We start from the raw sequence: 14,931 nt of genomic DNA on the forward strand, positions 1-14,931 counted from the left end.
TGCTCAGCGATACGTCGTGGACGCGCTCGAGTGCGGCGAGTTCCCTCAAGGTGAACGGACCGTCCCGAAAGGAGCGCCGATGCAGTTTCGTCGGTACGTCGGCACAGGTGTCGCTGCGATGCGGGTGGCGGCCCGGGCGCGAGCCGCAGTGCTGACCAAGCCGCATCCCAGGCGGTGGCCCACGGGCACGGCCCAGGGCGGCATGTGTACGGAGCGGCCGGACGTCGACGGTGACAGCCACGAGCGGCACGCGTTCGACATCGTCGAAGGCAGTGACTACCTGTGCGTCGCCGGGCTAGGACGCCACCAAGGCTATGGTCGCGAAGCCATTGACGCGGCGCTGTGCAGCCTGACCACTGAAACGGAGTCCGGACCGGTCGCGTCGAGCGGTGTTCTCCTCGGCCGCGCACCCCGGGCACGAACGCAGTGCCGTCACCGTGGGCAAACGGTGGACGGGCGTGCTGCGGGAGTGCCGGACAGCCACATCCCGCAGCCGCCCGGGGCGCCGTCGAGCCTCGCGATCGATCCCGAGGTCGGACAGTTAAGCCGATCCACGCGCATCCCTCCGACCGACCTCACCACGCAACCGCGACCCCGCTCCGTCGGGCTGCCCCAGAGACCCTTATGAAAAGCCGCCGGATCGTGATCGTCGGTCATCGAAGAACGGAGGAAACTCCGTCCCGGTCGACTGAATACGACCCACTGTACTACAGGCGCATGGCCCCCTATGTACATAGGATTGAATTCCGGCGGGCGTCCTCAACATTGGTCAGCCTTGCTGGGGCGGTGCTCACCTCAACACCTCCGCTCCAGGAAGGCCTGGAACACGCACGGCGGCCCAGTCGGACGGCCGCCAGCGGACTGACCCGACCACGCGGTGACCGACGTAGGGCTGTCGTCCACTCACACGTGCCGCCAACGCGGCGATATCCGAAGCACGACCAACTGATTACATCAACCGCAAGTCCTGAGCACGGACGCGTACCGCCCACGGCAGCTAACTGTGCGCCATCGGGGCTCATGCCGGTTTACGGCAGTCGCGGCTGCAGACCCAGGACCCTTTTCGCCTGCCGGCTCCACCCATCACTAGTGCCTCTTTCTAGCCTCCGGCACCCTTCCTTCGATACAAGATATCCGTTATGTCGCGCGTCAACTACGATTCTTGGAAAACTAAACTTCTGCTCAGAGGCGATCGATTCCAGCCTTCACCCTCGGAAAGCAGGTGGTGCGGTAGTCACGTCGAGCGGGTCCGACACTCCGCTCCGATACACACGCAGGAATACGCAGGGGCGGTCAATGTGCATCCGCTCCTCATGAACGTGGACCTCGAGTTGCGTCACCTGCGCGCCTTCGAGACGGTGGCCCGCCTCAAGTCCTTCACCGCCGCGGCCAAGGAGCTCTTGATCACGCAGCCAGCACTGAGCCGGACTATCCGCCAGCTCGAAGCGGAGCTGCAGGTAACCTTGCTATACCGCAGCTCCCGCCATACCGAGCTGACCGCAGACGGGGAGTTGTTCCTCGGGCATGTCGAGAAAATCCTTGAGCAGCTGGACAGGGCTATCGGCGTTGTTCGTCAACGGATCACCATCAAGCTCGGCTTCAGTTGGCTGCTACCGGATCCATGGGCACAGAACGCTATCGAACGCTTCGAACGCCTGACCTGCGGCGAGGTTAATCTGATACGCAGCGACGATCCGCTCACCGCCCTACACGAGAACAAGATCGATGTTGCGCTCATCCGCGGACAGATACGCTCATCCTCGGTGCGCGCGGTGCATCTATTCGACGAGACACGAGTGGCGGTCTGCTCGGTGAAATCGACAGTAGCCCACCTCGAGCAGATGGACTGGCGCGAGGTCCCACTGTGGCCGCTCGTAGTGAACGTCGTCAGCGGTACCACCGGTACATGGTCGTGGCCAGAGGATGAGCGGCCCCCGAAGGTTGTCGAAACGAGAAACTTCGACGAGTGGCTGGAGTCGATCGCAGCCGACCGAGGTATTGGTGTCGTCCCGGAGGTCGCAATGCGACGGAACGTTCATCCGGCCGTGAAGTTCATCCCGCTGTGGAAGGCCCCGCCGAGCCCTGTCTTCGTGGCCTTCCAGCCTTACGCCCAGAGCGGCCTCGTTGACCCCTTCCTCAAGGCGTCGGTCGACGCCGTGGAGACCTGAACGCTTCCACCTCACTACAGCCAGACTCGCGACATTCCGAGCCGGCCAAAAAATGATAGCACTAAAGCTTCGGATGATCGGTATTCATACTGCTGCGTGCGTCAGTACAAGCTACGATGTCACTGCTGGACGAGGCAGCCCGCGCTGGTAGACCCAAGGTCTACTGAGGACCTTCCAGGGTTCACGGCAATTTATCCGTCAAGACGCCACAGCTTGACCATTCCGAACGCTCAAAAGGGAAAGGCAGAATTAACATCAGCACTCGAAGTAGGCAGCGGGAAGATGACTCACAGCAGATCGCCGCGACAACACTGATACTTCCGCGAAGGACGGGACGATCGTGGTCGCGCCGAGAAGAGGGCGGTGGCGATCTCCGGGCCCGGCGCATCGAGGCCGCGCCCGGGAATTCGCCGCGGTGCTTACGCAGACCGCTGGCCGTTGCGCGATTCTGCCCGAGGACATCGCCTGCTGCCGGCGTTCCGCCAGTCGATACGGCTGTCCCGTCCTCCCGCTGTGGGCGGCCGTAGTACGAGAGTCTAAGTGGCCTTGACAGGGAGCCTGGTCGGTGCCGGATCTGATCTTGCATTGTTCTGCAACGGATCCTTGATTCGACGCGAGTCACGATTGAGCCGGTGATACCGCTGCTCCACCAACTGACCACGGGCCAGTCGCAGCACTCGAACCGCGCAGAATGTAAGTCATCATCAATGGAGGAACGGTGAATTTCATTCACAGCCAGATCCGTCCAGCAGGACGAGGTTGGCGGCGGCCATCGGAGGCGTCCTTCCGCTGGATAAGAGCTCTCACGGCTTCGCGCCGAGTGTTCTTGACGGTGACTCTGATCGGGATCTGGATGGCGCTGCTCGGTGGATTTTCCGGAGCGAGCGCGGCCTCAAGTCCCGGGAAGCACACCATCGCCGGCCACCCGGAACCGCCCGGCTGCCTGCGCTACGCGCTGACCGAGTTGTTTTTCGGCACCAACAAACCTGGCGGGGTGGTGAGTGAACGGCAGTTTCAGGAATTTGTCGATACGAAAATTACACCACGGTTCCCTGACGGTCTGACTTTGCTGACCGGGTACGGACAATACCGAGGTTCGGACAGCAAGGTCGATCGGGAACGCAGCAAGGTACTGATCCTGCTATACCCAGAAAGCACTGGCATGGATGACAACAAAAAGATCGAGCAGATCAGGAACCTGTACAAGCAGGCGTTCAGTCAAGAGTCGGTGCTGCGAGTAGATGAGCCCGATCCCGCTTGCGTCACGTTTTGATGCGGCTCTCCTGGGCGGAGCTATCAACTACCAGGTACCGATTCTCGGCGGGTGGCTATTATTCGAATTCTCAGCCGACGAGAACTCCTCCGCCCGCTCCGGGGAGGCAGTGCACCACTCGCCCAAGGAGAGCGTCACGTGATTCGCTATACGTCTATTTCCAACCTGACTCGGGACGGCGGTCGCCAAACCATATCAGGGTGTCAAGAGTGGGACGTCGATTATCGATCCTGCTGAAGCCTGATAGCTGCGATGTGGCGCACTCCAGCCAAGGCTAAACTGGCAATGATCGATGGTTGGCGTCTTTTATTCTTCCGCTCGAGCGGATGGATGATTAGTGTCCACGCCTGTCGACGCCCTGGAGGTGCGTGATTCGTTCCGTCGGAGCGAGAGGTCGAAGGCCGACACCTACTAATGATGTCAACAAGACCTGTCTTCCACCCTGTGATCCATTCGGCCGGATGTGAGCATTAAGTGGCGATCAGTTCCAAGCAGACGACAATAAAGGAGGAATGTTGAAAGAACAGTCACGCGATTGGGGTCCGGATGGCTGGGCTGTACCACCCGACGGCGGAGAGCACGTTATTCTGAACGGTCCCCACTGGCCACAGATCCTGGTTCGAGGCGACCAGGTGGACGGGGCCCTTGGTGTCTTCCTGTTCCACCACGGAGTCATCACAGAGAACCCACCGCATGCTCACCACAAGTTCGCGAAAATCGCCTACGTCCTGAAGGGAACGTACGAGTTCCGGGTCGGAACCGCGGTCTTCTCCGGTGGGCCTGGCACGACGGTGGTGGTCCCGCGTGGCTCTCAGCACACCTTCGTGACGGCGACCGGGGGCAAGATGCTATTTGTTTCCTCGCCCGCCGGTAACGAAGAGTTGTTTTTAGAACTGGGTCGGATCGGACCTAATGCGACTGCGGCAGAGCTCGCTGAGATCAACGCCAGGTTCGCCACCACCGGACCGGAGGGCGACGCCGGCCGTCCGTGGCAACAGCTGCGAAAGTGACTTTTGTGCCACGCCTGGCCTGCCGCGTGGAACAGTCGGCCGACGACCGGTACATATTTCAGTTAGTCGGCGGGCCGGGGCGGCGCAGTGAACCGAGGGAAGCACACCTTAATCTGAGATGATCTTGATCTGAGCCTCGGCATTGCACGCTGAGGTCAAGGCTTCGCAGCGGATCCTTGCGTGTAATGCGCGACCTTCCAGGTCGCCACGGTCGCGCAGAATTCGCCGCGATCGGCGGTTCCCCGTGGATCGGCACGGCTTGCGGCGGTGCTCTTATCGGTGATGTAGGGCATGGCTGAGCAAGCGCGCTGGACGGCCGGATCACTTGCTTGTGCAGGCAATAGGCGCCGACCTGCTTGCCCTCGTCGGTGGTACCGCTGCGCGGTCGGCGTTCCTGATCCCCGACGGGACCCCGTTGTGGATCGACCGGGGCAGCCGGGGCCACGCGGCTCGGTGCCCGAACATGGGTGAGGTCTCCGCTAGGTGATCAACGACCAAGAAGACCATCCGTCCGGAGACCTCGTTGAGCAGCCTATCGATCGAAGCACGTAAGGACCTGACGGACCGGCAGTGGCGGATCCTGGAACCGCTGCTCCCGGCTGCGGCAGGCAGGCGCCCAGCCCCGGAAGTGGAGCCGCCGCACGCTGATCGACGCTATGGGCACTGGCAGTCGATCATGGGTTGTTCCGATGTTGGCAGCGGCAGAAGGTGTGGGCGCTGGTGTGGTCGACACTGCTGGCGTGGGCTGATGCCGGCGGAGTGATTCGCTGGGACATCTCGGTCGACTTCACGATCAGCCGCACCCACCAGCACGGCGCCGGGGCTCGATGTGACCCCGGCGCTGAGGTCGAGCCGCCGGGTGACGAACAGGCCGATCACAGGATGGGGCGATCCCGCGGCGGCCTGTCCACGAAGATCCACCTGGCCTGCGAACAGGGCCGCGCCCCGGTGACTGCGTCAATCACCGCGGGCCAGTGCGGCGACTCACCGCAGTTCATCCCGGTCCTACACGCGCTGCGGGTGCCTCGGCTCGGTCCGGGACGACCGCGGACCCGGCCGGAGCCGGTGTTGGCGGACAACGCCTACTCCTCGACGGCGAACCGCAACTACCTACGCCGCCGCAAGATCGCCGCGACGATTCCGGTCTAGCTCGACCAGCAGGCCCACTGACAGGCCCGAGGCTCCGCCGGTGGTCGCCCACCGGCTTTCCACGCGCAGATCTACCGGCAGCGTCACGCCGTCGAGTGCGGCATCAAGCCGGTCAAACAACACGGCCTAGCGAGCGCCACACTAAGTGGGCAGAAGTGGACGACGGGTCAAGCAAATCGAATGCCCACTCCCCCACGTAACGATGCAGGCCTAGACGATGGGCCAACCCAGACGGTGCTGGTTGAGCGGTGCGGCCACGTCCAATCTCATGCAGTTTCTGCAACATCAGATTTTCAGTGTCGGCTTGTAGAGATCGAGCCAGATGGCCATGTCGATCGTGCGTTCCAAACCGCGGCGGGTGCTCGGGCTCGCAGGCCCGTCTTCCGTGACCGCGCTGGTCAGCCATTGCCGGTCGATCACGGCGAACACGGGATGCCCGGGACCGGTGATGTAGTCGCGACATATGTGCCGCAGCTTGGTGACGTAGGTGGGGTCCTGCGTGGACGGGTAGTTGGCCTTCTTGCGTCTGAGTACCGAGGCGGGGAGAAGGTCGCGGGCGGCTCCCCGCAGCAAGGACTTCTCCCGTCCATCGTAGGTTTTGAGCGCCCACGGCACGTTGTAGACGTATTCGACCAGCCGGTGATCACAGTACGGCACCCGAACCTCCAAGCCGACGGCCATGGACAACCGGTCCTTGCGGTCCAGCAGCATGCGAAGGAACCGGGTCAGGTACAGGTTACTGATCTGGCGCATCCGGTACTCGCGCTCGTCTTCCCCGTCGTGGCGTGGCACAGCAGCGATCGCGGTGTCGTAGGTGTCCTGGACGTAGTCGTCCAGCTGCAGCAGGGCCCGCAGTGCTGGATCGAGGCTTCCGGTGTCGAGGCCCCTCATCGGAGTCACGTCCGTCATCCAGGGAAAGGTCCGGGCCTGGAGTGCCACGTCACTGAAGAACTCCCGGTAGCCGCCGAAAATCTCATCGGCCGACTCTCCGGACAATGCCACCGTGGAGCGCGCCCGGATTTCTCGGAACAGCAGATACATCGAGGTGTCCATATCACCGAGGCCCTGCGGCATGTCCCGGGAGCGCACCACCATGGCGCGAACCTCTAGGTCAGTCAGGTCGTCGGGATCTAGCAGGATGTCCTGGTGCGCCGTGCCGGCATGAACGGACACCTCGTGGGCAAACGGCGTGTCAGGAGCGTCGCGAGCACCATCGGCGATGAACCGCTCGGTCTGGCCGGCGTAGTCGACGGAGAAGCTCCGCAGGGTCTCGCCGATGGGGCCCAGCTGGGCTGCGGCGATCGTGGTGATGACAGACGAGTCGAGGCCACCGGACAGTAGGGTGCAGCGCGGCACATCGGACGCCAGCTGACGGAGAACGATGTCCTCGAGCAACTCCCGGACGTGTGCGACGGTGGTGGTCTGGCTGTCGGTGTGTTCGCGGGTGGGCAAGCTCCAGTAGCGCGTGGTGCGGATGCCACCGCGGTCCACGGTGACCACGCAGCCCGGCTCGACCTCGCGCATGCCCTCCCAGACGACCGCACCCGGCGACTTTGCTTGGCTGAACATTTCTCGAAGTCCGTCTAGACCCACGACGTGCTCAGCTAGTGGATTGGCCAGGATCGCCTTCGGCTCCGAGCCGAACAGCACACCGTCAGCGGTTTCGTAGTAGTAGAGCGGTTTGACGCCCAGCCGGTCGCGGATCATGACAAGCTGCTGGATCCGGGAGTCCCACACAACGAACGCATACATCCCATTCAGGCGCTCGGCCACCGCAGCACCCCATTCCAAATAGGCACGCAGAACGACCTCTGTGTCAGAACGGGTCACAAAATGGTGACCTCGACCGACGAGTTCGGTGTGCAGTTCCGGGAAGTTGTAGGTTTCCCCCGAATAGACGAGAACTACTGGACCATCTGGGGTCTCCGCAATCATCGGCTGCTGGCCACCCGCAAGGTCGATGATCGACAGGCGGCGATGCCCCAGGGCCGCGTGTTCACTCATCCACGTACCGTGATCGTCGGGCCCTCGACAAGCCAACGTCGCGGTCATTGCATCAACGACGCGCAGCTCTGAGCGCAGGTCGTCATCAAACGCTACCCAACCCGTGATTCCACACATCGAACCCTCCGGTTAATTGTTCCTCGGATCGATGCCGCGAGAAAATTCGCCACCGAACTTTAGAGGAAGCAGGTGCTTTCCTTACCAAACGCAACGAAGCTCAGGCCCTACGCCGAGTGGACCTGGGCACTGAACCTGCATATCGACATCCTCGCTCACAGCGCGATAGCTTTAGGGAATCTGCATGACGAAACCGATCACGCTACCCGTTCCCAGTGAACACACGCCAAGAAAAACCAATTACCCCTCCTTCCGTTATACCACCTCCACCCTGCCATCGTCGGGGTGAGGTATCTCTCTTCGTCGAAATGCACACCGGTACCTCCTACAGTCAGCTCACCTTCCCCATATGGCGCAGCTTGAACCAGCCAGATTCCGATCGATTCCGGCCGTCCCGACGCTGCCCTCCACTCGTGGAGCAGGCCCGAACCTCCACACGGCCGTCGCCAGTGGTCAGCTAGCGCGCAGGACGACGTCCGGGCGCCCGCCTCTCCCGTTCCATGCCGGTCAGGCATAGCTGTGCCACCGAAAGCATTTCTCATGGCTATCACTCGTCGCTAGTCTAGGGGGCAGCAAGGGGACCACTTCTCTCGTTGGGAGCGAGCAGATTTCCCGGCATGTACGGACATTGTTGTGTCAGGCTGCTGATCGAATTTCAACTCGCCGCACTGATGTCAGCAATGTGCGCGAATATCGAATAATATTGAGCAGTACGATCGACTGCCTAAAGCGTCGCGCCGGCCACGTCGGCCGATTTAAACCACTCACGTTGCAAGGATGTGTGCCTAGCCTCGCGGATTTCGAGGAATGTGTCCGCGGGCTTGCTGCGGGATGATCTCCGTTCCGGCCCGTCCTAGGTCCGACCTATTCGGCTTCCCGACCTGTTCGGTCCGGACAGTCCCGAGAGATGTTGTCCGGCGCGGCCCGGATCCAAGTCGGACGACGCGAGGTTGGGAGGCCTGATGACTCGCGACAAAGCCAGCATCGCGGTGGTCATGTTCGACCGGGCATCGATGTTCGAGATGTCAGTGCCGATCAGTGTCTTCGGCGTCGAGCCTACGATCAACGGACAGTTGCGGTTCAACCTCCTGTCGGTACACGGGGAGCCGGGCGTGCTCACCACCAGCGGTGGCATCCGGCTCCGGGCCCCCAATGGTCTGGAAGCGGTGCAGAACGCCGGGATCGTGATCGTCCCGTCATGGCGCAACCCCCGGGAACGCCCGCCAGAACCATCGCTACGGTCGTTACGAGAGGCACACGAGGGCGGTGCGCTGATCGTGGGCCTGGGCATGGGCGCGTTCGTCCTGGCCGCCGCCGGGCTGCTCGACAGCCGACACGCAACGACCCACTGGTATCACGCTCCGGTCCTCGCGGCCATGTATCCCCAGGTCACCGTCGACCCGACCATTCTGTACAGGGACGACGGCGACGTCGTCACCAGCGCCGGAGCGGGCGCTGGAATCGACGCCTGCCTGCATGTCGTGCGCCGCTACTGGGGAGCGGAAGCAGCTACGGCGATCGCCCACCGGATGGTCGTGCCACCCCACCGAAGCGGTAGCCAAGCCCAGTACATCAGCCAGCCTTTTCCCGAGATCCCCAGCGATGACGACCTCGGCAAGGTGATGGCCTACGCCGTGGAACACCTCGACGAGCGCCTCGGGATCGAGGCCCTGGCCGCCCGCACCCAACTCAGCCGACGCACGTTCGACCGACAGTTTCGGGCGGCGACCGGCATCTCCCCCCTGCAGTGGCTCCTGCACCAACGCATTCTCCGGGCGCAACACTTACTCGAACACACCGGCCTCTCGGTCGAGACCATCGCTCGGCAGGTCGGATTCTCCGCCGCCGTCTCCTTACGCCCCGCGTTTCGCCGAATTGTCGGGGTTAGCCCACATGAATACCGTGCAACTTTCCAAGCAAGGGAAACCAGGCACTACTGACTGCATTCATTCAGAAATCCGCCGGGTGACACTCTCAGCGCAATGCAGCTCGACTTGGATGCAAGGATTACAAGTCGCACTGGCAGGCACCGACATCTATGCTTTCCGACGCCCAAATGCCTTGACGGCAGATCATGGAATTCACCAGAGATCTGGATTCGCCACTCGATATCCGCGCTGCTGGACGCGGCAACCCCGGTCACCCTCGACACCCTCGGTGCCAAGGAGTTCGCCAGCGGCGATCACGCCATCTTCCCTGACCCTGACCCTGCCGGGCTGCCGCCGGCAACACGGATCCTGACGACGACACCGACCGCCTGCCCGACATCTCCACCCGCGCGGTGCTCACCCGCCTGGGCACGATCGTCGCCAACGGCGACGAGGAGACCGCTGACTACTTGTGCCCGCCTCCGCGGTGCGGACCCTATGGGACAAGGGGCCTCGGCATCGTGGGGTTTACACGCGTCGACTCAACCATCAGGCGTCACGCTGATCTGGATCACTGCTAGCGAGCCTTCGGGGGCGTCGCCCGTTATGCCGGTGTCGCGGCAGCTCACGGACGCTGGCCGGATGCCCCCGCCCTCGTGCTCAGCCGCTGCTTCAACGCACTCGCCCGCAACCCGGCCGGGCACCGTGCTGTTCAACGCCTTCACCTATTCGGATATCTTTGCTGCTCAACATGTTCGGCGATCCGGTGGCCCACACGTTCTACATCGACTTGCAGCACGGGGTCGCTGCGAGCACAAGACGGCAGCTGCAGCCGCGCTGCTGACAGGGTCTAGCGCATGTCAGCTCGTCATCTGCCGCGGCTCAGGACGGGCTTCCCTTCCGCCTGGAAGCGACCGCCATCTTTACGACTCGTTCCCGCGGCCGCCGGACCCGCGTCGTTCTTGTCAGCCCTCGAGAGGGTGCTGGCGGACGAAGTTCAGAACGGTTTGTGCCACCAGAGACGGGTTCTCGAGAGGCATCGCATGACTGACCCCGCGGAGACTGACACGCTCGGCTCGCTTCAGGCGCTCAGCGAGCGCCCGGTTGCGTGCCCGGTAGGGGCTGTCGAGGATCTCGCCCTCGGCTCCGTCGACGAGAAGAACCGGCTGCTCGATAGCCTCGATGCCCGCGGCGTCCGAATCCCATCCCGCTAAGGCCTGAATTTCGTGGTCGAAGAAGTAGCGACTGCTGTGCACGGCTGCCGCGAGTCCCGCCTCGCCGAGGGTCCGGACGAAGACCTGCCGATAGCCCGGGCTACACACGCTCCCGAGGAAGTGGTCGAACGCTTCGTCGAGCTTGTCCTCTTTGGCGGCCCCTATGGCGAGACGCATGGCGTTGCTCTTCGGCTCGTCGGGCGCGTACGGACGAGCCGGCTCCAGCAGGACCATCGACCGAACCAGCTGTGAATACGTCGAGGCCAACTGCAAAGCAATGCTGGCGCCACTGGAGTGACCGACTACATGTGTCCGCTCGATACCTTGAACCTGAAGCACCTCGGCAAGGTGCCGCGTGTGGTCGACCAGGGTCAGCTGTCTATTTTCGTCCCGACTCTCCCCGTAGCCTGCCCGGTGCGTACGGACAACCCGATAAGCGGGCAGTAGCCCACCAAGGGGCGCAAACCAGTCGGCCGAGAAGGAGGCGTGCACCAGGAGGATCGACTCACCGTCACCTTTGTCCCAGAAAGCGATGTTTGAGTCCCCGAGGTTGAAATAGTTGGCGATTGTCACGGATGTATTCCTCGTCTAGGTGAGATGTGAGAAGCGCGAGCGTCCTCGGCCGGATACCTGGCGGAGGAAACGCGCGAATGCGTGCGACCGCTAACGTTACCCGGTTCGGCCAGCGTATGGCGACACCTCTCCGGTCCGGACGAAGTTGCAACCTGGGTGAATATACGGCGAATCTCCCCGTTCTGCCAGAAAGTCGCCATGCGATGAAAGGCAAAATCGAGGCTCGCCGCCGTTGCTGCAGCTCCGGGGCAAGACCCTCTTCGTCGAGGTGGAGACGAACGTGCCGCCATAGGTAGACCTGATCGGCGGGCATCATCTACCAGGGGAAACCCTCTCGAGACTGGCCAAGCTCCTTGGAGTGGGCTGCGGATTCACCCTGTGACCACCTGACTATCTTCGAGTTCGGTTCGTTCTTCGAGGCGACGGTCGGGCGTCGATTGGCTGACGCAGACGGCGAGCAGCCCAGCCGCGGCGAACTGCGCGTGCAGCGGACGGGACGGCACACCGGGAAAGGCGCTCCTCGTCGAGTTCGACGGCGGCGGCCCTACGGCAATCGCGGCGTCCCAGAACCTGCTGATCATCTGCCAGCTGGCACGCGATCAACAACACTCATGGGCACTACGGTGAGGTGCTGATGGGAGACGTCGGCCTGAAGGGCGGTCGGGGTCGCTGCTCCGGTAGATCGACCCGCGCGCACAGCTCAGTGGCTGGGCCAGTCACGTTGCACGGCGGCCCGGACCACGATGTAGGCCTTTGTGCGCCAGGACTTGGCTGCGGACCGCTCCAGCGCCTCGTCCCGCAAGTGGTCGAGAAGTTTCTCCATGCGCGCCGCGCTGTCCTCGTCGCGCCATGTGGTCATGAACACGATATTGCCCGAGCTGGGGTCGACGAGCAACTCGGCGCTGGAGAGGCCGGGGACGTTCCGCACTGACGGCATCGCCTCGATCTGGAAGAACTCGATGCCGTCTGCGAGCCTGGCCGGCTCGATCTGAAACCGCGTCAGCCGGGCCGCGGCTCCTGCCATCGGCACCGACAGCCGCTCGGCGATCATGACCTCGTAGCGCTCGACGACCATGTCATCGTCGGCCGCAGCGGCGATTCTCTCCCGTGCTGTGGTCAACACGGCGCCCGAGGACTGCAGGGGCTCGTCCCAGTAGGAGATGGCGACGATGACCCCGTCCTCCCGGTTCACCAGTGTCGTCAGCCCCCAGTTTCCGCCGGCCACCTCGACAATGCCCCGTTCGGCATCCTCGATGTGAGCGATCCTGGCGTCGACCCGCTCCGCCGCACCGAAGATGAAGTTGACCCGCGCATACATCCGATCTCCCTTCCCGAACTGGCCCCCGTGCGCCACGATCGTCCTGCGCTCAGCCGCTCGGCAAGGGACGTGACCCGACAGGCACACACGTGCCTCGCCGGGTGTCACCGGGGACGTGCTGGACGCCGTGTCCGGCGCGACGCGGGGCACAGCGGACCTGTCGTTGCAGCGGAGCCGTGGTCGACATGGGGAGCGCACCGGCGGCGCGTGGCGCCCAGCAGCATGCCCGTTGATCGGGGGGCGAATCTCCGGCAGCGGATCCGCCGCCGTCCTGACCACCCGTACCAGGACGAGTCCACGGCTCCCGGCCCACCGCAGTCCCGTCCCACCACGTGTGCGCACGCGAGGCGACGCCGGCAGAGTCGCCGGCGCCTGGTTCGGAGGAGCCGTCCGCCGGCTGGTGCTCGACACCGCCGCCCCCCGGTCACCCGGTCCACCGGACGCCCGAGGGGCGGATCGGGCCTTGGGGATCGGGACTTGCTACCGCGCTCGGTTGCTCGATCGGTGGGCTGCTCGGGCGTATTTCGTCGGCCGCGCAGCCCGGGGTGCGCGGGACGCCGACGCGGGTGACATCGCCGCGACGGCGACCGAGTGCTGATGCTCGCGCTGGTCGGTTTCTCCCCGACCTATACAGCCGGCCCGATGACAAATGCGTAGCGGTCCCCCGCTACCTTCTTCGTCATTCCTGATCAAGGAGCTGTGAGCTGTGAGCTGTGGCCACCGGTCTGGATTCCCTGTCCCCCGCGCAAGTCGACCTCGTATTTGCCGGCGGTTCCGCAATGGGAAAGGACATGCCGCGCCGCCCGGCTCGAACCACCGACGGTCCGCGAGGTCACCAGCTGGATCATGACCCACCAAGACCGCATCGAGCCGTCGCCCCCGCGCAGCTCCACGTCGAAGGGCTTTCCACACCGCGGACATGTCCGGCGTGCTCGGCTCCGTGCGTCCCGCGAACGCGGGGGTGGTCCCGCGACGATCGAGTCCCAGTTGGTGACGATCAGGTGCGCCACCGCGGGCGCGGGGGATGATCCCGGATAGGGGTGTGTCGCTCTGCTCCCGTAAGTGCGCACCGCAGAAGCGGGCTCCCTCGGTGATGCTGCTGGGTCACATTGCCCGATCGATCAGCGCTGACCGGACCGTATGAATCGACTGCTCGCCGGACACCTTCGAGATCGCACTCCAGACCTCGCACCGGCCGTCTCCCGATCGTCCGGCCTGCGTGCGCAGGAGATAACCCTCAGTCCGGATGCGCCCAGAACGTCACCGGATGCGGAGGGTTGGCATCGGCAGCCCGCGCCCGTCGACGGCGAGGTGGATTTTGCTGGTCAGGTCCGCCGAGGGATCGTCCGAGGGTTTCTCCGACGACGGCGAGGGCTTCTGCCCATTCGGTGGTGCAGCCCCTCTTTCCGGGCCCCGGCGGAGTGCTGGTGGGCCCGGACGTTGCTGGAGTCGATGCTGAAGGTCCACTCGACGTTCCCGACGGAGTCGTCCTTGACGATCACGTCGTCGAGGATGCGTTGCCAGGTGCCGTCCGCGGTCCAGATCCGCAGCCGCTCATGGGCGGTTTTCCAGGGGCCGTAGCGTTCGGGTAGGTCCCGCCAGGGTGCGCCGGTGCGGAGTTTCCACAGGATCGCGTTGATCACCTGCCGGTGATCACGCCACCGGTGCCCGACTGCGAGCGGCACGGCTACGGGCTGAACGCCAGTTGCCGGGAGAAGAACGGTAGGACCTTCTCCTCGAGGCGCTGCGGGACCCCGCTGTTGTGGTCGCCCTCGTAGGTCTCGAACGTGTGCGACACGTCGAACCTGGTGAGGCGGTCGACGAAGACCTGGTTGCCGGCGAGCAGGCTGTCCTGCAGTCCGATGTCGAGCGCGATCGCCTTGTACTTCTTGAGGTTCCCGACGTACTGGTCGAGCATGACAACCGGCGAGTTCGCCGCCCACTTCTCGGCGATGTCCGGTTGCACCTCGCCGTTCTTCGTCGGCAGGTCGAAGAAGAACGGCGGATTTGCCGGATTCGGGCCCAAGCGGCGGCCCGGGCCAGCGTGCCCATCACGTCACGATTACCCTTCGCCTCTTCAGGACTCCTGATCGCCTCAGCCAGGGGGGTCACACCGCTGCCCGGCGGGCGGATGGTCCCTTCGTTCAGGCAGCAGGAACTGAGGGCGTAGACCGCGCTGAACACGTCGGGGCGCTTCATGCCGATGCGGATCGTCCCGTAGCCGCCCATCGAATGGC

Annotated in this window: 11 protein-coding genes and 1 pseudogene; 6 read left to right on the plus strand and 6 right to left on the minus strand. The window is 63.8% G+C overall.

Translation table 11 applies throughout. The annotated features are described in order from the left end of the window. The first annotated feature begins 16 nt into the window (after positions 1–16). The 5 genes from AC5L35_RS33970 to AC5L35_RS33990 all read left to right on the plus strand — a co-directional run bounded on the left by AC5L35_RS33970 (position 17) and on the right by AC5L35_RS33990 (position 5,600). The gene (locus AC5L35_RS33970) at positions 17–628 is read left to right on the plus strand and encodes an FAD-binding protein (protein ID WP_495063844.1); all 612 of its coding nucleotides are present in this window, start codon (positions 17–19) and stop codon (positions 626–628) included. A 685-nt stretch (positions 629–1,313) separates the two neighbouring features. Next, positions 1,314–2,168: a LysR family transcriptional regulator gene (locus AC5L35_RS33975; protein WP_495063845.1), complete on the plus strand. Its 855-nt coding sequence runs from the start codon at positions 1,314–1,316 to the stop codon at positions 2,166–2,168. An 832-nt stretch (positions 2,169–3,000) separates the two neighbouring features. Further along, positions 3,001–3,441 carry a DUF3574 domain-containing protein gene (locus AC5L35_RS33980; protein ID WP_495063846.1) on the plus strand — a complete coding sequence of 147 codons (441 nt, stop codon included), beginning with the start codon at positions 3,001–3,003 and terminating at the stop codon, positions 3,439–3,441. Positions 3,442–3,953: 512 nt separating this feature from the next. Further along, complete coding sequence (locus tag AC5L35_RS33985) at positions 3,954–4,451, plus strand: cupin domain-containing protein (protein ID WP_495063847.1); 498 nt, start codon at positions 3,954–3,956, stop codon at positions 4,449–4,451. 720 nt (positions 4,452–5,171) lie between these two features. After that, on the plus strand, positions 5,172–5,600 hold the full coding sequence (locus tag AC5L35_RS33990; protein WP_495063848.1) for a transposase: 429 nt from the start codon (positions 5,172–5,174) through the stop codon (positions 5,598–5,600). A gap of 285 nt (positions 5,601–5,885) precedes the next feature. Here the strand turns inward: AC5L35_RS33990 and asnB are convergent, their stop codons facing one another. Then, positions 5,886–7,721 carry an asparagine synthase (glutamine-hydrolyzing) gene (asnB, locus tag AC5L35_RS33995; RefSeq protein WP_495063849.1) on the minus strand — a complete coding sequence of 612 codons (1,836 nt, stop codon included), beginning with the start codon at positions 7,719–7,721 and terminating at the stop codon, positions 5,886–5,888. 962 nt (positions 7,722–8,683) lie between these two features. On the opposite strand from asnB, the gene AC5L35_RS34000 reads away from it, so the two are divergent. Beyond that, positions 8,684–9,661, plus strand: a complete 978-nt coding sequence (locus AC5L35_RS34000) for a GlxA family transcriptional regulator (protein WP_495063850.1) — start codon at positions 8,684–8,686, stop codon at positions 9,659–9,661. 893 nt (positions 9,662–10,554) lie between these two features. On the opposite strand, the gene AC5L35_RS34005 is transcribed toward AC5L35_RS34000, so the two are convergent. From AC5L35_RS34005 to AC5L35_RS34025, 5 genes and pseudogenes are all read right to left on the minus strand, one after another. Further along, positions 10,555–11,376, minus strand: a complete 822-nt coding sequence (locus tag AC5L35_RS34005) for an alpha/beta fold hydrolase (protein ID WP_495063851.1) — start codon at positions 11,374–11,376, stop codon at positions 10,555–10,557. 371 nt (positions 11,377–11,747) lie between these two features. Next, positions 11,748–11,957 carry a hypothetical protein gene (locus tag AC5L35_RS34010; protein WP_495063852.1) on the minus strand — a complete coding sequence of 70 codons (210 nt, stop codon included), beginning with the start codon at positions 11,955–11,957 and terminating at the stop codon, positions 11,748–11,750. A 119-nt stretch (positions 11,958–12,076) separates the two neighbouring features. Beyond that, entirely contained in the window at positions 12,077–12,694 is a 618-nt protein-coding gene (locus tag AC5L35_RS34015) for a hypothetical protein (protein WP_495063853.1), read from the minus strand. Positions 12,695–13,975: 1,281 nt separating this feature from the next. Further along, a pseudogene (locus AC5L35_RS34020) lies at positions 13,976–14,394 on the minus strand (IS5 family transposase); the annotation flags it as partial. After that, positions 14,348–14,923 carry a hypothetical protein gene (locus tag AC5L35_RS34025; RefSeq protein ID WP_495063854.1) on the minus strand — a complete coding sequence of 192 codons (576 nt, stop codon included), beginning with the start codon at positions 14,921–14,923 and terminating at the stop codon, positions 14,348–14,350. The pseudogene AC5L35_RS34020 and the gene AC5L35_RS34025, both read right to left, overlap by 47 nt. Between the last annotated feature and the right edge of the window lie 8 nt (positions 14,924–14,931).

It is taken from the genome of Pseudonocardia sp. OZ21, from assembly GCF_059359135.1.